This window comes from Solibacillus sp. FSL K6-4121, assembly GCF_038002585.1.
GTDB lineage: Bacteria > Bacillota > Bacilli > Bacillales_A > Planococcaceae > Solibacillus > Solibacillus faecavium.
Map to the genome: position 1 here is coordinate 1,435,518 of NZ_JBBOCS010000002.1, position 20,450 is coordinate 1,455,967.

The 20,450-nt window shown below is 36.0% G+C and carries 18 protein-coding genes; 7 read left to right on the plus strand and 11 right to left on the minus strand.

Annotated elements, in window-relative coordinates; all coding sequences use genetic code 11:
- Positions 1–3: 3 nt before the first annotated feature.
- The 8 genes from MHH95_RS16900 to MHH95_RS16935 form a co-directional block, all read right to left on the minus strand.
- Entirely contained in the window at positions 4–1,452 is a 1,449-nt protein-coding gene (locus MHH95_RS16900; protein ID WP_340728555.1) for an S-layer homology domain-containing protein, read from the minus strand.
- 79 nt (positions 1,453–1,531) lie between these two features.
- Positions 1,532–3,226: a phosphate ABC transporter ATPase gene (locus MHH95_RS16905; protein ID WP_340728556.1), complete on the minus strand. Its 1,695-nt coding sequence runs from the start codon at positions 3,224–3,226 to the stop codon at positions 1,532–1,534.
- A gap of 180 nt (positions 3,227–3,406) precedes the next feature.
- A complete protein-coding gene (locus tag MHH95_RS16910) occupies positions 3,407–3,580 on the minus strand; it encodes a YjfB family protein (RefSeq protein ID WP_191700375.1) in 174 nt (57 codons plus the stop codon).
- A 168-nt stretch (positions 3,581–3,748) separates the two neighbouring features.
- Positions 3,749–4,330: a ribosome biogenesis GTP-binding protein YihA/YsxC gene (gene yihA / locus MHH95_RS16915; RefSeq protein WP_191700376.1), complete on the minus strand. Its 582-nt coding sequence runs from the start codon at positions 4,328–4,330 to the stop codon at positions 3,749–3,751.
- Positions 4,330–6,672 carry an endopeptidase La gene (gene lon, locus MHH95_RS16920; RefSeq protein WP_340728788.1) on the minus strand — a complete coding sequence of 781 codons (2,343 nt, stop codon included), beginning with the start codon at positions 6,670–6,672 and terminating at the stop codon, positions 4,330–4,332. Before lon ends, yihA begins: the two co-directional genes overlap by 1 nt.
- Before the next feature lie 156 nt (positions 6,673–6,828).
- Complete coding sequence (gene clpX, locus MHH95_RS16925; RefSeq protein ID WP_191700378.1) at positions 6,829–8,100, minus strand: ATP-dependent protease ATP-binding subunit ClpX; 1,272 nt, start codon at positions 8,098–8,100, stop codon at positions 6,829–6,831.
- Between the two features lie 412 nt (positions 8,101–8,512).
- Positions 8,513–9,802 (minus strand): trigger factor, encoded by a 1,290-nt coding sequence (gene tig, locus MHH95_RS16930; protein ID WP_340728557.1) that lies wholly within the window; start codon positions 9,800–9,802, stop codon positions 8,513–8,515.
- A gap of 109 nt (positions 9,803–9,911) precedes the next feature.
- Complete coding sequence (locus MHH95_RS16935) at positions 9,912–10,904, minus strand: DUF3196 domain-containing protein (protein ID WP_340728558.1); 993 nt, start codon at positions 10,902–10,904, stop codon at positions 9,912–9,914.
- A gap of 260 nt (positions 10,905–11,164) precedes the next feature.
- Between MHH95_RS16935 and MHH95_RS16940 the strand changes: the two genes are divergently transcribed.
- The 5 genes from MHH95_RS16940 to nspC all read left to right on the plus strand — a co-directional run bounded on the left by MHH95_RS16940 (position 11,165) and on the right by nspC (position 15,755).
- Positions 11,165–11,623, plus strand: coding sequence for a hypothetical protein (locus MHH95_RS16940; protein ID WP_340728559.1), 459 nt, complete (start codon positions 11,165–11,167; stop codon positions 11,621–11,623).
- A gap of 159 nt (positions 11,624–11,782) precedes the next feature.
- A complete protein-coding gene (gene proC / locus MHH95_RS16945) occupies positions 11,783–12,592 on the plus strand; it encodes a pyrroline-5-carboxylate reductase (RefSeq protein ID WP_340728560.1) in 810 nt (269 codons plus the stop codon).
- 108 nt (positions 12,593–12,700) lie between these two features.
- Positions 12,701–13,177, plus strand: coding sequence for a hypothetical protein (locus MHH95_RS16950; RefSeq protein ID WP_191700383.1), 477 nt, complete (start codon positions 12,701–12,703; stop codon positions 13,175–13,177).
- Between the two features lie 158 nt (positions 13,178–13,335).
- Complete coding sequence (locus MHH95_RS16955) at positions 13,336–14,565, plus strand: saccharopine dehydrogenase family protein (RefSeq protein WP_191700384.1); 1,230 nt, start codon at positions 13,336–13,338, stop codon at positions 14,563–14,565.
- Positions 14,565–15,755, plus strand: coding sequence for a carboxynorspermidine decarboxylase (gene nspC / locus MHH95_RS16960; RefSeq protein ID WP_340728561.1), 1,191 nt, complete (start codon positions 14,565–14,567; stop codon positions 15,753–15,755). Before MHH95_RS16955 ends, nspC begins: the two co-directional genes overlap by 1 nt.
- 40 nt (positions 15,756–15,795) lie before the next feature.
- Here the strand turns inward: nspC and MHH95_RS16965 are convergent, their stop codons facing one another.
- The 3 genes from MHH95_RS16965 to MHH95_RS16975 all read right to left on the minus strand — a co-directional run bounded on the left by MHH95_RS16965 (position 15,796) and on the right by MHH95_RS16975 (position 19,024).
- Positions 15,796–16,929 carry a hypothetical protein gene (locus MHH95_RS16965; RefSeq protein WP_340728562.1) on the minus strand — a complete coding sequence of 378 codons (1,134 nt, stop codon included), beginning with the start codon at positions 16,927–16,929 and terminating at the stop codon, positions 15,796–15,798.
- Positions 16,916–17,413: an RNA polymerase sigma factor gene (locus MHH95_RS16970; RefSeq protein WP_340728563.1), complete on the minus strand. Its 498-nt coding sequence runs from the start codon at positions 17,411–17,413 to the stop codon at positions 16,916–16,918. The genes MHH95_RS16965 and MHH95_RS16970 overlap by 14 nt, the downstream gene beginning before the upstream one ends.
- Positions 17,414–17,560: 147 nt before the next feature.
- Positions 17,561–19,024 (minus strand): protein adenylyltransferase SelO, encoded by a 1,464-nt coding sequence (locus tag MHH95_RS16975; RefSeq protein ID WP_340728564.1) that lies wholly within the window; start codon positions 19,022–19,024, stop codon positions 17,561–17,563.
- 204 nt (positions 19,025–19,228) lie between these two features.
- Here MHH95_RS16975 and MHH95_RS16980 point away from each other — a divergent pair, with 204 nt between their 5' ends.
- Together MHH95_RS16980 and MHH95_RS16985 are read left to right on the plus strand one after the other, a co-directional pair.
- Complete coding sequence (locus MHH95_RS16980) at positions 19,229–19,825, plus strand: biotin transporter BioY (protein WP_191700389.1); 597 nt, start codon at positions 19,229–19,231, stop codon at positions 19,823–19,825.
- Positions 19,826–19,961: 136 nt separating this feature from the next.
- Entirely contained in the window at positions 19,962–20,411 is a 450-nt protein-coding gene (locus MHH95_RS16985) for a universal stress protein (protein WP_191700390.1), read from the plus strand.
- The last annotated feature ends 39 nt before the right edge of the window (positions 20,412–20,450 follow it).

Sequence of the window (20,450 nt, forward strand, 5' to 3'; positions counted from 1 at the left end):
TCCTTAGTTAAAGAACAGAATATTGTCACGGTAGTTTTCTTTTAAATCGTTTTCTAAATAGCGTAAAAATCGTTCAATGATTGCCGAAGATTGTGCACGTGTTAACGTATCTTTCGGATTAAAATAACCGTTGCTGCCGGACATTAACCCTAACTGTGTCGCTACATATATGGCATCTCGTGCATAATCTGTAATTCTGTAGTCATCTTTATAATCCGTTGTATAGCCTGGATCTGGCGCTTTCCCTTCTAAACCAAGGGCACGTACTAAAATTGTCGCTGCTTGCTGACGTGTTAAAAATCCATCAGGGTCAAAAGTATTCGGTGTCGTCCCTTTAATAACCCCTTTATTCACTGCTGCAACTAAATAATTGTGATCTTTCGTAGTGCGCTTTACATCTTTAAAAATGGTCGGCTGTGAAGTAGGACGGCGATTGTTTTGCTCTTCCAATACACGTAGGTCTATTGCTTTACCGATTGCAATGGCAAAGTCTAAACGTTGCACTGGTGTATTAGGAGAGAAGAAGTTGGATTGATCCTCCAAAATCCCAAGTGAATATAATTTTTCAATTTGTTCACGAGCCCAATTTGTTGATAAATCACGGAATTTTGGGATCTTCAGCATTTCTAGCTTTGGCATATAGTCAATGCTACTTGCCACTCTTCCTCTTCCGGCAGGTAAATCGTATTCATATTCAGATAATGAATCTGCCGAGCTAACTGTTTTATAGTTGCCGTTAAAGCTGGATAAAGTAGCATCACTTTGATTGAAGTCCAAAGTGCGTGATTTAGCTGTAGAAACTTTGTTTTTTACCGTTCCGATTGACCCGTCTTCATATACAATTTCAAAATCGGTAATTTGAGTTTCAGTGGCACCCCAGAAGTTTTCATATCCTTCATTTCGGCTGCTTGCCTCTACTGTAATTGTTTTTGTTACAGCATCTTTTCCCCGACCTGTCGATTCGGTATATGTTTTACGGGCAATCGCTTCTCCAGAGTAATAGTCAGATGCTGGACGCTTGTCTGTAATTGTACTTTTTGAGAGTTGGTAATCCGCCAATGTAAATGTACGGTCACCAATAGTAATTTTTTCTGTAAATTTTGTTACGCTACCAGTCGCCGAACTTTGACCGACCTGGTCATAGTTTGTTACATCATATGTATACGTAAAGTTTCTCGTTAATTTTTCTCCACTTGGTCCTGATAACGTAAATTTATATGTTTCAGTTAATTTACCTTGACGTTCTGTTTTGTTTACAGAAACGTTTTTATTAGTTCCCGTAAATTTAATTGGTTTCCCTGTTAAAAAGAAATACTCTTCGTATTCATACTCATTTTTAACTCCACCTGTTAAATCAATTGACTGGGCTGAACTACTCGACGGGTGGACGAGTAGTACTATAATTAAAAATGAACATACTGCTACAAAGTTTAAGTTAAACTTTTTCCTCACAAATTCGTCCTCATTTCCTTAAATTATTCCGTAAAATAGTATTGGCATGTGAGAGGCACATCTCACATGCCTTATCAGTTTAGTTTATAAGTAGTACATATACATCAGATGTCGAACGTGCAACAGCTGTTACTTGACTTCCTTTATTAATTTCCTCAATATCAACCACTTTTCCATCTTTAACAATCATTGCTTTGGATAAGTCTAATGTAAGTGAACCGTATCGGAAATTCCAATGGCCGTCGTTCCCCCACTGGCTACTATTAATAACTGAAATCTTTTTCGTATTGAAGTTCACCGAGCTTACTCGTCCTGTCAAAGTTAACGTTGCCAATCTTTCGTTTGGAACAAAGTGAATGCCTTGAATATGTCCATCCTTTACATAGAAGTATGCATAATAAGGATTTGGCGAGTTTGTATAATTATCATATAAATCTAAGTCCAATTCAGGTATTACTTTAAATTGCTTTGTCCCATCCAGTTCAGATGCAATTGTAGAATTGCTGTATCCAAATTGGGAAATTCGATTATCTGAACTCCAGAAATGATTATCAAAACGTTGCAAATCAGATAAGTCCACTTCATATGCGTCTAAATCTGCGACATCAATTCGGCCAAAGTAAAGTTGGTATTTTGATAAATTCGGCGCTAAAAACGCATCATTTGTAACATTTACAATATGCGCATAGTCATTTTTCGCACCACCATCCGTTAATACAAAGGCTGTTGTCGAAATTGGTTTTTGTGCTAAATCCAATGCGATTAATCCTTCAGGTTCTACTAATCGACCATTGCGTAATAAAATCGATCCATTATGATAATTTAATTTCTGTGCATTTTTTAATTCCAGCATATTTACACCAATATTCACACGATTAATTGGTTGATAGAATGTACGTTCATTTTTGGCTAATACAATAATTTTATCGATTACTTCTTTATTAAACTGTTCTTTTGTTACAAAATAAATATCACTGTTGTTATAGTTTTTCAATTGATTTTTTGATATTTTTTTATTCCCTGCATAAATGGTTGTATTATTAGTAAAGTTGAAAGTAGCCTTTGTTTTTATGTTTCCAGTTCCGAAACGCCAATTCAATAAAGTATGGGCATTTTGAACATTTATTGTATTTTTATTAGTATTAACCGTATTTAAATTTGCTTTGTATAAATCTGCAACCATGTTGGCTGTACTCATAATATTAATCTCGGCAATACGAGATGTATTGGCTGTAGCAAATTTTAAACGTACACGGTCCCCTACATATAGGGTACTAATATCTACAAAAGATTTCCCTTTAAACACTTCTGTATTATTAGTTACAGTAAACGTTTTCGTCGATGCCCCATCTACCTTTACGCGGACTTGTAGACCGTTTGGATCGATTTGGGTAACTACACCTGATATTTGTTTACTATTTTCAACAATTGAACCGTCCCCGTCATTTGTAGAACCGCGTAATTCAGTGATCTTACCTGATTTTAGTTTAATCGTGACATTCATACCCGCTTTAAAACCAGCTATATTTGTCAGCGTATTATTAATATAGAATTTACCTGTATTTGAAAGGCTTAATGTTGCTGTTTTTCCAGAACTATTTTTTAAAGTGACGCTTTTTAATGTACGCGTCACCGTTCCATTCTTATCTTCAGTTTCATTATAATTTGCTTTCATAAAGGTATATGTAGTAGATGCTTCAGCTTGTTGACCTAGCGGTAGAATTGCTAAAGCAAGTGTAATTGCTGTCAACAGTGTTACTATTTTTTTAAGCAATTGTTTCTCCTCCTCATTCATTACTCCCCTTAATTTTTATTTCAAATAGTCTTACTTAACCTCATTTCTTTCAATTCATAATTAAGCACTCTTTAATTTGTATAAATTTACAAATAATACTGCATTAACTATTTAAGTTTACCAAATTACCTAAGTGTTCGCATCGTAAGTCTTAATTAATTAAATAGAGATATCAACTGAATGACCTAGAGTTGGGTGAGATACATTCGTTACTTCTATTAATTGTTCTATGCTTTGTTCTTGAAATTCCATCGATTGTTTTGTAACAGCTATTGAAACATTTTTCATTAAATCCGCTTGTTTCATCGAGATTGCTAAAGCTGCGATATCCATATGTAGCACCTCCTACAATTTTTATCGACAAATCCATATTAATATCAAGTAATTATTATAATTTTGATGAAGGTAACCTTTTAATTAAAGCGAAGGGTTGTTTGACTTTTAAAAATTTATAAACAAAAAAGAACAACTCCGAATTTAATCGAAGTTGTTCTAATTTAATTACATACGCGATTCAATTTCAGCCCATGCCTCTTCGAAGCCAAGACCTTTCTCTGAAGAAAACACGATTAATGGATCCTGTTTATCCATTTGCAGCGTTTCTCGCACATGCTTTTTATGCTTATCCCATTTACCTTTCGGGATTTTGTCAGCCTTTGTCGCTACTACGATAACAGGAATATTATAATGCTTTAAGAAATCATACATCATACAGTCATCATTAGTGGGATTGTGACGAATATCAATAATTAATACAACGGCTCTTAATTGGTCGCGTCCCATGAAATATTTTTCAATCATTTTTCCCCATGCTGCACGTTCTGATTTTGAAACTTTTGCATAGCCGTATCCTGGAACGTCAACATAATAAAGTTGCTCTTCAATTTTATAGAAATTCAACTGTTGCGTTTTACCAGGCTTTGACGAAATACGTGCCATTGCTTTACGGCCAATCATACGATTAATAAACGAAGATTTGCCGACATTTGAACGACCCGCTAACGCAAATTCAGGTAGCCCGTCTTCCGGGAACTGTTCTGGTCGGACAAAACTGCCGATCATTTCAACGTTATGGACTTTCATTACTTTTTAAAACCTCCATCTAGTGCAAGAGCAAGAACTTCTTCCGCCTGTGACACTAGTTTAAATGTGAGTTGCTCACGAATTGTTTCTGGAATATCATCAATATCACGCTCATTGTCTTTCGGGATAATAATCGTCGTTAATCCTGCACGGTGAGCACTTAAAGATTTTTCCTTTAGGCCACCGATTGGTAATACCCGACCTCTTAAAGTTACTTCCCCTGTCATCCCAATTTCGCGTTTAATTGCTTTTCCAGTTATAGCTGAAACGATGGCTGTTGTCATCGTTATACCAGCTGAAGGACCATCCTTTGGCACTGCGCCTTCTGGAACATGGACGTGAATATCATGTTGATCAAAATAATCTGAATCAAGTCCTAAATTATCTGTTAATGTACGGACAAATGATAGTGCAATTTGTGCGGATTCCTTCATTACATCTCCAAGCTTCCCTGTTAGGATTAGTTTTCCTTTACCAGGTGTTAATGAAACCTCAATTTGTAAAGTATCGCCGCCAACAGTAGTGTAAGCAAGACCTGTTGCAACACCTACTTGATTTTCAAGCTCTGCTTGTCCGTAACGGAAGCGATGTTTGCCAAGCATATCCACTAATACTTTGGAGCTAACAGTTACTTTTTTCTTTTCACCTGAAACAATGATTTTTGCAGCTTTACGACAAACAGTTGCTACTTGTCGCTCTAATCCACGAACTCCTGCTTCACGTGTATAATAACGAATCAAATCCGCAATTGCTTCGTCTTTTATAACTAATTGCGCTTTCTTTAAACCATGTTCCTTCGTTTGTTTCGGAATTAAATGGTTTTTCGTAATTTCAATTTTTTCATACTCCGTATATCCGGCAATATTAATAATTTCCATACGATCAAGAAGTGGGCCAGGTATTGTGCTTAAATCATTTGCTGTTGCAATGAACAGTACATCCTGCAAGTTATATGGCTCTTCAATGAAGTGATCGCTAAACGTATTGTTTTGCTCAGGATCCAAAACTTCCAACATTGCAGCAGAAGGATCACCACGGAAATCATTTGACATTTTATCAATTTCATCAAGTAAGAATACAGGATTTGTTGTACCTGCTTTTTTCATTCCTTGAATAATACGGCCTGGCATAGCACCTACATACGTACGACGGTGACCGCGAATTTCCGATTCATCACGTACACCACCAAGTGAAACTCGGACAAATTTACGATCCAAGCTCTCTGCAATGGAACGTGCCAAACTTGTTTTACCAACACCTGGAGGTCCTGCTAAACAAAGAATAGGACCGCGTAATGAATTCATTAACTGACGGACTGATAAATATTCCAAAACACGCTCTTTTACTTTTTCTAAACCGTCGTGATCACGATTCAAAACTTCTTCAGCGTGGGCAATATCGATACGGTCTTCCGTTTTCTCTGTCCAAGGTATTGAAACAAGCCATTCCAGATAGTTACGAATAACACCACTTTCTGCACTTGCAGCAGGCAATTTTTCATAACGATCAAGCTCTTTTAACGCCACTTTTAATGTGGAATCAGGCATGCCTGAGCTATCAATTTTTTTGCGAAGGTCGGCAACTTCCCCTGTTTTCCCTTCACGATCACCAAGCTCTGTTTGAATTGCTTTCATTTGCTCACGTAAATAATATTCTTTTTGCGTGCGCTCCATCGCTTGCTTCACTTTTGTACTGATTTTTTTCTCGAGATTTAAAATCTCCTGCTCATCATGTAGACGAATCATTAAGTGGTCTAAACGTTTCTTAATGTTAGTGATGTCTAACACTTCCTGCTTCTCATTAATTTTAAATGGTAAATGAGAGGCAATTACATCCGCTAATCGACCTGGTTCTTCAATATCGAGAACAGATTCGATTGTTTCAGTTGTAATTTTATTTGATGATTTTGCATATTTTTCGAAATAAGATAGAACTGTACGCATTAAAGCTTCTGTTTCGGAATCTTTAAATTGATCGTCTTCAAATATTTCCAAATCTGCAATTGCAAATTTTTCAGCATCTTTGTAACTTACCATTTCCGCACGGTTTAAACCTTCAACCAATATGCGTAATGTGCCGTTTGGAAGCTTTAGCATTTGTTTAACTTTCGCTAAAGTACCCATTTTATAAAGATCTGATTTTACGGGTGAATCAACACGTAAATCCTTTTGAGTTACTAAAAAGATTGTACTGTCTCCAAGCATCGCATGTTCAAGTGCAGCAATGGAACGTTCTCTACCAACATCAATATGTAAAACCATTGTTGGGTAGACAAGAAGTCCTCTTAACGGTAAAACTGGCATATTTGATAATTTTTTTGTCACGCGGGTATTCACCTCCATCCAAATCTTAAAAACAACCCGCATTATAAGTATGTGTCAGCTATTCATAAAATTTTCATCCAACCAATATGTATATCCTTTTTGTAAGAAAAAGCTGACTTTGGACTTGCTTAAGAAGTCTAAGTCAGCTACATAATTGGAAACATTCAGCAAAAATTATGCTGAGGTTTTTTCGTTATCATCTTTTTTCAATACTGAACCATCATCCAAAATTAATTTTGGCTCTGCTTTATCACGAATTGTCTCTGCCGTGATGACACATTTTTTAATGTCTTCACGTGAAGGTAATTCAAACATAACGTCCAGCATTGTTACTTCGATAATAGAACGAAGTCCACGAGCACCTGTTTTACGTTCGATCGCTAATTTTGCAATTTCAACTAATGCCTCATCTTCAAACTCAAGCTCAACATTATCCAGTTCTAGCATTTTTTGATATTGTTTTGCCAAAGCGTTTTTAGGCTCTGTTAAAATTTGAACTAACGCATCTACATTTAACTGCTCTAACGTTGCCAATACTGGTAAACGACCAATAAATTCTGGAATAAGTCCAAATTTCAATAAGTCTTCCGGAATTAATTGGGACATAATAGAAGCATCTTCATCAACACCGTTATTTATAGTAGAAGCAAATCCGATTACTTTCTCACCTTGACGACGTTTAATAATCGTCTCGATTCCATCAAACGCTCCACCAACAATGAAAAGAATGTTTGATGTATCAATTTGTAAAAACTCTTGGTGTGGATGCTTACGACCGCCTTGTGGAGGAACGCTAGCTACAGTACCTTCTAGAATTTTAAGTAAAGCTTGTTGTACACCTTCACCTGATACATCGCGTGTAATTGAAGGATTTTCAGATTTACGAGCCACTTTATCAATCTCGTCAATATAAATAATCCCTTTTTCGGCACGTTCAATATCATAATCAGCAGCTTGGATTAATTTTAAAAGAATATTTTCAACATCCTCACCAACATAACCTGCTTCAGTTAAGCTTGTTGCGTCAGCAATCGCGAATGGTACATTTAAAATACGTGCCAATGTTTGAGCAAGTAAAGTTTTACCGCTACCAGTTGGGCCGATTAAAACAATATTTGATTTCGATAATTCAACATCGTCAATTTTCGAATTTGAATTAATACGTTTATAGTGATTATAAACAGCAACTGCCAAAGCTTTTTTTGCCCGTTCTTGTCCGATAACATATTCACCTAATATATTTAAAATTTCTTTAGGCTTCGGAATATCTTTGAACTCAATTTCCTCTTCGATTCCTAGTTCTTCTACTACGATCTCTGAGCAAAGCTCGATACATTCGTCACAAATATATACGCCTGGTCCTGCAACCAGTTTACGAACTTGTTCTTGTGGCTTACCACAAAAAGAGCATTTTAAATTGCCTTTTTCATCATTAAATTTAAACAATTTGGTTCACCCCTATTCAAGCAACAATCTTACAAGATTCTAGTTGTTTTATCAAATAAATTGATTGCATATTGTTACTGTCTTAATTTATGTCTTATGAATTTCACGTTAGTGCTTTAACATTCATTGGATTTTATTGTATCTTTTTCTCCACAAATATTCAAATACCCTAACAATTATATGTATGTATTCAAATCACAAATAATTTAACCTATATTATCTTTTTAAATTTTTAAGTGATAAAACAAGGCACGGAAAAACCGCACCTTGTTAAAATTTTGATTTAATTTATTTATTACTAGCTAACTCATATATAAAAGACGGTAGCCCAGTGATTAAACTAATAATAATCGACAATGTTAATAGTTAGCCATGGTTATTAAACAAAGTACGTTTCGATAAATTAAATAAATTAGTTAGTAATTTTAGCGTTTTCAACTAGGAATTCAACTGTTTTTTGTGTACGGATATCGTTCTCAAGAACTTTTGTTCCGCCTAAAGCAGTTAAAATTTGGTCATTTGACATACCAAATTGTGCAGCCATTTTTTCAAGCTCAACATTGATGTCTTCTTCAGTTACTTCAATATTTTCTGCTTGACCAATCGCTTCCAACACTAATGTTACACGAACACGGTTTGCAGCTTCTTCAGCCATTTGAGTGCGTAATGCTTCTTCGTCTTGTCCAGAGAATTGGTAGTATAAATCTAAGTTCATACCTTGCATTTGTAAGCGTTGACCGAACTCTTGTACCATACGGTCTACTTCTGTGTTGATCATACCTTGTGGAATTTCAACTTCTGCATTAGCAGCTGCTTTTTCTACAAGTTCATCACGTAATGATGCTTCAGAATCAGCTTCTTTGTTAGCTAAAGTAGTTTCTTTTAATTTTGTACGTAAAGCTTCTACTGTTTCAACTTCTGGGTCCATTTCTTTTGCGAACTCATCTGTTAAGTCAGGTAATACTTTAGTTTTTACTTCTTTAACTGTTACTACGAATTTCGCTTCTTTACCAGCTAATTCAGCAGCATGGTACTCTTCAGGGAAAGTAACTACAACATCTTTAGTTTCGCCAGTTTTAGCGCCTACTAATTGCTCTTCGAAACCTGGAATGAATGATCCAGAACCGATTTCTAATGCGTAATCTTCACCTTTACCACCTTCAAATGCTTCTTCGCCTACGAAACCTTCGAAATCGATAACAGCAGTGTCGCCTTCAACGATTGCTTCATCTTCTTTGATTTCAAGTTCAGCTTTTTTAGCTAATTGAGCATCGATTAAAGATTGAACTTCTTCGTCAGTTACTTCTGTAGCTTGTTTAGTTACTTCTAAACCTTTATATTCGCCTAATTTTGGTTCTGGTTTCACAGTTACTGTTGCAGTGTAAGTGAATTCAGTACCTTTAGCGAAGTTTTCTGTACCAGCGATTTCTGGGTAATCAACTGGCTCAATACCAGCTTCATCCAAAGCAACTGGGTATGAAGAGTTGATAACGATTTCTAAAGCATCTTGGTAAAGAGCTTCTACACCGTACATTTTTTCGAATACATTACGAGGCATTTTCCCTTTACGGAAACCAGGTACGTTAATTTGTTTTACTACTTTTTTAAAAGCTTGGTCTAAAGCTTTATCAACTTCTGCTGCTTCTACAGTAACAGTTAATAAACCTTCGTTACCTTCTTGTTTTTCCCATTTTACTGACATATATATTACCTCCAAAGTTAACATTCGTTTGAATAAACAAACTCGTCATATATATTGTTTGACAACCATTTTAGTATAACATAGATGAACAATGTTTCAACTTTTTTCACTACTCTTGTAAATCTGATATTTTTTCTATGTTCTGTAAAAATTCCACTATTTCACCGTTGATTTCCATAGTTTCACCAAACATGGATTTAACAAATTCAATATAACTTAGTGCAACATCCTCGCTTCGGAAAATAGTCCATTCGAAAGGATAAAGGACAATGGCATGCTTAGACATTAATTGCTGCACAAACTCCAGTGTAGAGGGCTCTTGTAATAGTGTTTCCGTTATAATCGCTGCAATTTCCTCATATTGGGGCATTTTTGTTGGCAAAGGTAATTCTGCCGGATTGATCTCCCTTATCATGTTAAATTTAGCTATATTCAAATCCAGATTAACTTCCTGTTCCACCAGCAAAATAAGCAACAAACTTTGAATAAAAGGGTGCACATTTTCTGATTCAATAACGGCTTTAATTTCTGTTATATATGGACGAATATTCATTTCAGGCAGCTCATTTATCAACATCAGCTGTTCTTGTACAGATAACTTCAGGAACTCACTTGCGATAATATCAAAATTCTCTTCAATATCGACTAATGGAGGAGACTGTAACTGAGATTCCTGGTTTTCTGCTATATGCGCATTTAAGTTTTTTAAACGCTCAAACTTTTCGACTTCATGCTCTGGTATTAACTCTTCATCAAACAATGATTCAATAATTTTCTCCACTTGTTTAAATTGGCGCAATTGCATACAAATTGTTAAGTAAAGTTCCATCACTTCAAAATACATACTTGGACCAATTGCCAATAGTTCTTCACATATTTGTTTTGCCCTTTCAAAATTTTTTACTTCATATAAAGAATAGGCAAAAACACTAAGTGATAATTCATCCCCTTCTCCTAATAGCAATGCTTGCTCAAATAATTCATTCGCTTCTTTATAATGGAACGTCTCGGCTAAATGTTTCGCTTCATTAAATAGTCGATCTACTGTACCCGGAAATAAAATTACTTTTCTTTTGTTTGTGTTGTTACTGTTTTCTTTCATCGTAATCACTCCATTGATGACAAAGGTAATCTTCGCATCCTTTATCAATTGCACTTATTTTAACGTTGTTACCATATTTCAACAATATGTTCACAAAATTTATACTTATATTAATTTACAATACTAAAAAAAGTTATATACTAAGTACTAGTATTTTTGAAATTCTTGCTATTATTTAAGGTTCTAATTCAATATTCCCATTCTACTTAGTAAATAATCGTAGTAAAAAACATCCACTATTCATAAAAGGAGTGTCTATTATGGTAGTACTATCGGAAAATGTACTGCTACAGTTTAAAAATCGGTTCGAAAATTCATTGGAAAAGCTGCCGATTAGTGTAGTAAGTCGAAGTACAGCAATTGTAAACGATGTAGAGTATCCAGTAAAATTTGATTTCATAACGGAAACGATTGTTGATTATAAAGGACAAAGCGTAACTACTTATATTATTAAAATCGAAGGAACAATTCCAGGAACGATTAAAATTGGATCCATCACGGTTTTACCTCAGCACATACACCTTACCTGTGAATACGAAATTTTAACGATTACAAATAATGAACTAAAAAAGTTAGTAACAAATGATAAGCCGTTGTTATTATACAGTGAGTGGCTATTAGAAGCGATCGAAAATGAAATATTAGTCTTGGAAGTAAAAGCCGACAATGATCAACTAGTCGACTGGCCTGTCGGGATTAAAAACGCATATTTTTTATAAAATAATAGAGTACATAGCATTCACCATCTTCCTAAATATAGAAAGATGGTGAATTTTTTTAATCTTTTCAGCTGATAATACGTTCTATTTGCATTGAACTTTCAGTGCTGTATACTAAGCGCTATGCATATTTTTAATGAATGAAAGTGGGATATATTTATGAAATTCGGATTTATCGGTCTTGGAAACATGGCCAACGCGATTATTAATGGAATGATTACAAGTGGACAATTTAATGCTACAGATGTATATGGGATTAATCGTAGCATCGAAAAAACAGAGGCACTCATCAGCCAATATGGGATCCAAACTGCAGATTCAATAGAGCATCTCATGTCACAAGTAGATGTCGTTATTATTGCAGTAAAGCCTCAAATGTTTGATCAAGTAATTCCAGCAATTCAACAAAATTTAAAGAGCAATCATATTGTTATTTCGATTGCTGCCGGAAAATCACTTGACTATTTACATCGTGAGCTTGGGGCACAGACACCTATTTTCCGTGTCATGCCTAATATAAATTCAACTATTGGCGCATCTACAAGCTGTTTTTCAACAATCATAGGAAATGACGAACAAAAAGCTATTGTTGAAAAGCTGTTTGCTACAGTAGGAACGATTGATGAACTTCCTGAAGAATTATTTTCAATATTTACTACGATTGGTTGCGCCTCCCCGGCCTTTACTTACCTGTACATTGATTCGTTGGCACGTGCTGCTGTCCGCGAAGGTATGCCAAAAGATATGGCACTTAAAATTGCAGCAAGTTCTGTATTGGGTAGTGCTAAAATGGTATTACAATCTGACTCCCACCCATGGCAATTAATCGATCAAGTATGCTCTCCAGGTGGAACGACAATTCAAGGTGTCACATCCCTGCAAGTGAACCATTTCGAAAGTACAATATATGAAGCAGTTGATGCCGTTACAAACCGCGATACTGTTCTTCAAAAGCAAACAGTTAAATAGTCTATTACCTAGTGAAATCAAATTTCACTAGGTTTTTTCATCTTGCTTTACTTTTTTATCATAGTATAATTACCTTTATTTAGTAAATCATTCAATAAGAGGTGTATCATGACTTTAACGTTGCGAGTCTTAGCCATTATCCTATTCAGCTCCTTTCTTATTTCCGCTTCAAGTGAAGCAGCAACCGGTGAAAAAGGGCATGCACTTCAATACCAATATGAAATAATAGAACAAAACGATAAAATTTTTTGGAACATTCAGTTTGAAGATCAATTTCTGCAGATTAAAGAAAGTGAAAAATCTGCTGAAGCCTTGTTGCAGTTCAGAAGCTTGATTGAACAGGCTACAAGTAACGTTCTACCATTAATCTTTTATAGTTGCTTTATATTATTTACAATCGTTTTGACAGTAACATTCATACTAACTAAACCAAAGCGCTTAAAACACCCACTCTATTTGAGTTGCGTCTTCATCTCTTGCCTGTTCCTGTTCAAAAGTTATTCCTACTATGAAATCCTTCAGCATACTAAAGCTAATTTACGCTATTATTATCTATTGCTTGAAATGATTAATTCTTCTCATTAACATGTAAAACAACTATGTTTTGCATGTTTTTATAATTATCTCTAAAACTTGTAAAAAAATACGAGAACATAATTGCTAAGTCACGTACTATTCTATATAATCAATCTTGTTTCAAATTGAAACACAATTAAATTATAGATTGGGAGCGTGACAAGAAATTGGGTAAAGCATTGATTATTGGAGCTGGCGGTGTAGCTAGCGTTGTCGTACATAAATGTGTACAAAACTCAGAAGTATTCGAAGAGATTATGATCGCAAGTCGAACAAAGTCTAAATGTGATGCTTTAAAAGAAAAATTAGATGGTGGAAAAACGATTATTCATACAGCACAAGTGGATGCGGATAACACCGAGGAACTAATTGACTTAATCAATGGATTTAATCCAGATGTGGTGATCAATGTAGCTTTACCATATCAAGACTTAACTATTATGGATGCATGTTTAGCAACTAAGACTCATTATGTAGATACAGCAAACTACGAGCCTTTAGATACTGCTAAATTCGAATATAAATGGCAATGGGCGTATAAAGAACGTTTTGAAGAAGCAGGCATTACTGCGCTTCTAGGTTCAGGTTTTGACCCAGGTGTAACAGGCGTATTCACAGCGCATGCACAAAAGCATCATTTCGATGAAATTCATTACATCGATATCGTTGATGCTAATGGTGGAGACCACGGACTTCCATTCGCAACAAACTTCAACCCGGAAATCAACATTCGCGAAATTACTGCGAACGGTCGTTTCTGGAAAGATGGCGAGTGGGTTGAAACGGAGCCTTTAGAATATAAAACAGTTTATAACTTACCGGAAATCGGTGAAAAAGATTGCTACCTTCTATACCATGAAGAATTAGAATCTTTAGCGAAAAACATTAAAGGTTTAAAACAAATCCGCTTCTGGATGACGTTTGGCGAAAAATACTTAACACATTTAAACGTTCTAGAAAATGTAGGTATGACTTCAATTGAGCCAATCGAATTCCAAGGACAAATGATTCAGCCAATCCAGTTTTTAAAAGCTGTTTTACCAGATCCAGCAACACTTGGACCTCTTACAAAAGGTAAAACAAACATCGGTTGTATCGTTCGCGGTATTAAAGACGGTAAAGAAAAAACTTACTATGTATACAATGTATGTGATCACCAAGAATGCTACAGAGAGGTTGGCTCACAGGCGATTTCTTACACAACTGGTGTACCGGCAATGATCGGCGCTATGCTTGTAATGAACGGCGAATGGCAAAAACCAGGTGTATGGAATGTGGAAGACTTCAATCCAGATCCATTCATGGACGCTTTAAACAAATGGGGCTTACCATGGCACGAAACTGAAAATCCTGAATTAATCGACTTAGAATTCACTTCTAACGGAGTAACAAAATAATGGCTGATGTAAAAATGAAGAAGCCTATTATGGAAGAAGCTTTAGCAGAAGAAACGGGCATCGATTGGTCACAGGCTCCGTCTCCGGCATTCGTAGTTGACGAGCGATTACTCGAGCGCAATTTAAAGCTATTAAAATCTGTACAGGATCGTACAAATTGTGATATTTTACTTGCACTTAAAGGGTTTTCAATGTGGTCAACATTTCCGATGGCGCGCAATTATTTAGCTGGCATTACGTCTTCTTCATTATTCGAAGCACGTCTTGGCTATGAAGAATTCGGTAAGGAAGTACATGCTTATGCCCCTGCTTATGCAGAACATGAAATTGATGAATATTTAACATATGTCGACCATATTGTATTTAACTCTTTTGATCAGTTAAATAAATATAAAGACAAAGTGTTGAATCATGAGAAAAATATTTCAATCGGCTTACGTGTAAACCCGGGCTATTCAGAGGTGGAAACACCACTTTATGATCCATGCTACATTAATTCACGTTTAGGTATCCCGTATGAATCATTCCAGCCAGATGAGCTAGAAGGTGTGGAAGGTATACATTTCCACGCTATGTGTGAGCAAGGTGCGGAAGTGCTGGAACGTATTTTAGTTCATTTTGAAGAAAAATACGGAAAGTACTTACACCAGATGAAATGGATTAACTTCGGTGGCGGTCATCATATTACAAAACCAGGTTATAACGTAGAACTATTAGTGTCGTTAATTAATCGTATTCAGGAAACATACGATGTGAAAGTAATTTTAGAGCCAGGTGAAGCAATTGCACTGAATACAGGTTATTTAGTAGCAACAGTGCTTGATATCGTTCATAACGGTATGGAGCTTGCAATCGTAGACTCTTCTGCTACTTGTCATATGCCGGATACGCTTGAGATGCCATACCGCGCACATATTATCGGTTCTGGTCAACCAAACGAAAAAGCATATACGTACCGCTTAGGTGGTATGACATGCTTAGCCGGCGATATAATTGGAGATTACTCATTCGATGAGCCACTTCAGGCAGGCGACAAAATCGTCTTTACAGATATGGCGCACTATACGATGGTGAAAACACATATGTTCAACGGTGTGAATTTGCCGAGTATTTGCACTTACAATGATGAACAAGGAATAAAAGTTATTCGTTCATTCCAGTTTGAAGATTATAAAGGTCGATTATCATAAGAAAAAGCAGAAACGTTTTATTGCGTTTCTGCTTTTTTCTTTATTCAAGCGGAGTATAAATAGGCCGACTAAACGATGGTTGCCATATACCTTGCTCATTTTTTTCCATTCTCACTTTTGCAGGTAATCCATTTTCCCCAGTATAAACAACCCAGCCTTCTGTTTCTGAGCGTACTTCAAAGGATGCCTTTTCTATACCATTAAAGCCACTTGCAATCATTAAACGATTTAGTTCTGGTGTATATAACTGTTGACGCACAGCTTTTGTTGTTTCATAATACTGCTTTACTTCAATAGTGTGTTTATTTTCAACATTTGTAAAAAGGGCTTCATATGTTTCATAATCTTGTTCACTTTCACTTAATAAAAACATTTTTGTAATCGCAATGGGTGAAATACCACGCAAGCGTTCCAAATCATAATCCGTTTTAAATGCCTCATAAACAGCTTGTTCTTCAGGTGTCAATGTAAGCGCTAATTCAACTGGAGCATAAATAGCAGTCACCTTGCCGGCTAGTTGAGCATCCTTAATTTTTAATAATTGCTGATGGTCTTCTTTATTGTAAACAAGCAGCTCGTCCTTAGCGGTATCTACTGTTTCATTGGCAAAAGGTGTGAATTGTATACCCCACTCATAAAAATAATACGGGTTTTTAAAGGGATCTTTCTGTTCTGCCTCCCCTATTTTCTTTCCAAGCCCTCGGACAGTTAATATCGTACCATTTACTCGAATTTGCCCTTCATCCATTGTCACCGAATCATTCGCTAAACCGAGCACTGTTGATACAACGATTCCCTCAGGACCGTAATATGCTACATAATCTCCATATGTAATTTTGGCCTCTTCGTCTATCACCATCCGAAAGCCATGCAGCATCCATTGTTCACCTAGTAGATACGCGGTTTGGGGTTTAATCACCTCTAACGCAGTAACATCCTTAATAATTGGCAATAGTGGATTCCCTTCATTCGCTGTCTGGACACTTTGCTGTGGGGCGAACTGAGCATATACTATCATTCCAATTAAACAGCACATTGCAACAGAAACCGATAGTACTTGCCAATTGCGTTTTTTCGGCTTTCGCTTCGTCTGTAACAATCGCTGCTTGAGCTCAGTTGTATAAGGTGCATCCTGCTGCAATTCCCGCTTCAGCTGATTTTTAAATTCCTTCATAAAATAGCGCCTCCAATTCCTGATCATTTTTTAAAAGCTCTCTCGCCCGACGAATTCTTGTACGCACGGTATTTTGTGAAACCACTAGTAAATCGGCAATTTCTGATACCTCAAATTCCTCATAATAAAATAAAATAATGACCTCACGATAATGAACAGGCAAGGCGAAAATATGTTGTTTTAATGTTGTAAAAGCTTCTATCTCTAAATATGCTTGTTCACTTGAAGGCACATTTTTACGCATTGGTATTAATTTTGTTAGAAGTGTTTTTCTCTTTTGTTTGCGTAGCTCATCATGACAACAATTAATCGCTATACGAGTTAAATAGGTTTTCAGTGAAGCTTCACTACGGAAATTTTCTTTATGTAATAGAAACTTCATTAAGACGTCCTGTGTAATTTCCTCTGCAATTTGACGATCCTTTACGTATAAATAGCTAAAATGATATAAATATTCTCCATATTGTTCTACAATTTCCTCCACCGACCACTCACCTCTTTTCAATTCTACAACTTAGACGTTTGCTTTTTAAAAAATTGTTCAAAATCTTCCATAATAATTTCTTCAAGGCTAATTATGATACAAAAAAAGAGCACGGTTTCAACTTTAACGTTGTACCGCGCTCGATTTTTATGTGCCGCAATAGCTGACAAATGGTGGTTCTTCATCTGTTGGCGGCTGTGTATATTTTGAAAACTGTTCATTTGTATCATAGGGATTTGATAAGACTTGAAGCATTTCGGCAAACATTGAAGGATTGCCTGCAATAAATTCTTCTATAGCTTGTTCTACTAAATGATTTCTTGGAATTACGGAAGGATTAACTGATTTCATCACCTGTAAAGTTTCTTCTTTTGTCATGTCCTGTTGCTCAATACGCTCGAACCAAGCTTTTTCCCATTGTTTGAACTGTTCTGATTGGAATAATTTATTGTTTGGTCGTTCTCCCTCTGCCAATGAACGAAATGTATTCGTATAATCTGCATCATTGTATTCCATTATCTGAAGCAAATCGTTAATAAGCTGTTCATCCTGATCACCCGGATAGAGAAGTCCAAGCTTCTCACGCATTTCACTATAATAATGTGCTTCATAAACAGAAGGGAATTTTTCTAGAATACCTTGTGCTAAACGAACCGCCTCTTCTTCATCCTCATGAATAATTGGCAATAAACTTTCTGCAAATCGCGTTAAATTCCAAGCAGCAATTGCAGGTTGGTTACCATACGCATAACGTCCTTGAGTATCAATTGAACTAAATACAGTAGATGTGTCATACGTATCCATAAAAGCACATGGACCATAATCTATTGTTTCACCGCTTATTGTCATGTTATCCGTATTCATTACACCGTGAATAAAGCCAACACTTTGCCATTTTGCAATAAGTGCCGCTTGCTTTTCTAATACAGTTTCTAATAATGCAATATAAGGATTATCTGCTTTACGAATCTCAGGATAGTGCCGGTCTATCGCATAATCCGCTAATGCTTTTACGTCAGACAATTCTCCAAATTGAGCTGCATATTGAAATGTACCGACGCGCAAATGACTAGCCGCTATACGGGTTAAAACAGCACCATCAAGTGCCTTTTCACGATAAATAACATCCCCTGTTGCAGTAATCGCTAAGCTACGTGTGGTAGGAATTGAAAGTGCATGCATCGCTTCACTGATAATAAATTCTCTCAACATTGGACCTAATGCCGCTCTTCCGTCTCCCCCTCGTGAATACGGTGTGCGCCCTGAACCTTTTAATTGAATATCATAGCGTTCCCCATCTTTTGTAATATGCTCGCCAATTAATAGTGCTCGTCCATCTCCTAACATATTGAAATGGCCAAATTGATGTCCCGCATATGCTTGGGCAATTTGCGCTGCCCCTGAAGGCATTTCATGTCCGGCTAAAATTGCCGCCCCTTGCTCTTTTAATTCATTTGCATCTAAATCCATTCTATCTGCTAGCGTACGATTAAAAATGACAATCGCTGGTGCAGTAACTTTATTTGCCGCTATCTCGGTATAAAACATTTGTGGCAAATTCATATAACTATTATCAAAACGAAAACCAAAATTGTCTTCTTTTTCTGTCATTGTTTTTCGCCTCATTTCTTTTAGTTGATACATTTATTATAAACCTTTTAAGATTAGTTAACCAAAATCCGGTCTTTTAAAACGAAAACTGTAATCTAGTCTCACTTTAGTTAACCAAAAATAAATTTTAGTTGACACAACTCGTTTTACATTTTATATTTACGTTAACCGAAAAAATATTCTAGTTAACAAAGGGGTTAGAAAATGGAAACCGTTCACAAAACACAAACCTTTAAAACAGTAGATTTAATTTACAGTGCTTTGTTTGCAACATTAATTATGATTGGTGCAAACATAACATCATTTGCACCCTTCTTAACAGTGGGTGGTGTACCAATTACATTACAAACTTTTTTTGCTATTTTAGCAGGATTAGTTCTAGGATCTAAAAAAGGAGCCATTGCTTGTACTGTATACATGGCTATTGGACTTGCTGGTGCACCGGTGTTTTCAAAATTTACAGGTGGCTTCTCAGCAATTTTGCTACCGACATTCGGTTTTATTGTTACATTTATCGTTAGTGCCTATATTGCCGGTAAAATCGCTGAAACATACAAAACTAGACTTGCCTATATTATTGCGGCAGTTATAGCGATGGCTATTAATTATATTCTAGGAACAACTTGGATGTATTTTGCTTATACATTATGGGCAGCGGCGCCAGAAGGGTTTTCCTACAAACTGGCTTGGTTATGGATGATTCCACCGATGCCAAAAGATATTATTCTAGCTATTTTTGCAGGATTCTTTGCCTTCCGTATTCAAAAAGTTTTAAAGATCCTTCCGATTAAACACTCGTAAACAGTTGGAAATGTGGAGAGAAACTGCTTTTTGCTGGACACATTTATCCTTTTTTATACAATATTTTGGCGCCATCATTATACCGAAATCTATTTATTTGATATAATTTATCATATTGATAAAGGAGGAATTCCGTATGGCAAATCATTATCAAAATATCGTTGTGGCAGTAGATGGCTCTGAGTTAGGCGAACTCGCTTTTCAAAAATCAATTGATGTAGCAAAACGTAATATTGGCTCGACTTTACATATCATCCACGTAATCGATACAAGCTTTTCCGCATCTTTTGATATGCTTTATGATAATATGGTCGAATTAGTCCGTAAGCACGGTGAAGTGTTATTGGACCGCTATGAATTAGAAGCAAAAGAAGCTGGCATTGTAAATGTTAATAAGATTTTAACTAAAGGTACTCCGAAAAATGTTTTATCCAAAAAGCTTTCAGAACATGCGCCTGCAGATATTATTATTTGTGGTGCAACAGGTTTAAATGCAATGGAGCAAATGTTCATGGGCTCCAGTACTGAAGCAATCGTCCGACATGCAACTTGTGACGTATTAATTGTACGTACACCTATCAAATAGGAAAAAAGGTTATGAGGCTAATTAATGTCCTCATAACCT

Bases quoted from the DNA above. Each gene is read 5' to 3' on its own strand.
- yihA (WP_191700376.1), bottom strand. From the start codon at position 4,330: ATGAAAGTCCATAACGTTGAAATGATCGGCAGTTTTGTCCGACCAGAA.
- MHH95_RS16950 (WP_191700383.1), top strand. From the start codon at position 12,701: ATGACTTTAACGTTGCGAGTCTTAGCCATTATCCTATTCAGCTCCTTT.
- MHH95_RS16975 (WP_340728564.1), bottom strand. From the start codon at position 19,024: ATGACAGAAAAAGAAGACAATTTTGGTTTTCGTTTTGATAATAGTTAT.
- proC (WP_340728560.1), top strand. From the start codon at position 11,783: ATGAAATTCGGATTTATCGGTCTTGGAAACATGGCCAACGCGATTATT.
- MHH95_RS16980 (WP_191700389.1), top strand. From the start codon at position 19,229: ATGGAAACCGTTCACAAAACACAAACCTTTAAAACAGTAGATTTAATT.
- MHH95_RS16940 (WP_340728559.1), top strand. From the start codon at position 11,165: ATGGTAGTACTATCGGAAAATGTACTGCTACAGTTTAAAAATCGGTTC.
- lon (WP_340728788.1), bottom strand. From the start codon at position 6,672: ATGGAGGTGAATACCCGCGTGACAAAAAAATTATCAAATATGCCAGTT.
- tig (WP_340728557.1), bottom strand. From the start codon at position 9,802: ATGTCAGTAAAATGGGAAAAACAAGAAGGTAACGAAGGTTTATTAACT.
- MHH95_RS16985 (WP_191700390.1), top strand. From the start codon at position 19,962: ATGGCAAATCATTATCAAAATATCGTTGTGGCAGTAGATGGCTCTGAG.
- MHH95_RS16965 (WP_340728562.1), bottom strand. From the start codon at position 16,929: ATGAAGGAATTTAAAAATCAGCTGAAGCGGGAATTGCAGCAGGATGCA.
- nspC (WP_340728561.1), top strand. From the start codon at position 14,565: ATGGCTGATGTAAAAATGAAGAAGCCTATTATGGAAGAAGCTTTAGCA.
- MHH95_RS16910 (WP_191700375.1), bottom strand. From the start codon at position 3,580: ATGGATATCGCAGCTTTAGCAATCTCGATGAAACAAGCGGATTTAATG.
- MHH95_RS16935 (WP_340728558.1), bottom strand. From the start codon at position 10,904: ATGAAAGAAAACAGTAACAACACAAACAAAAGAAAAGTAATTTTATTT.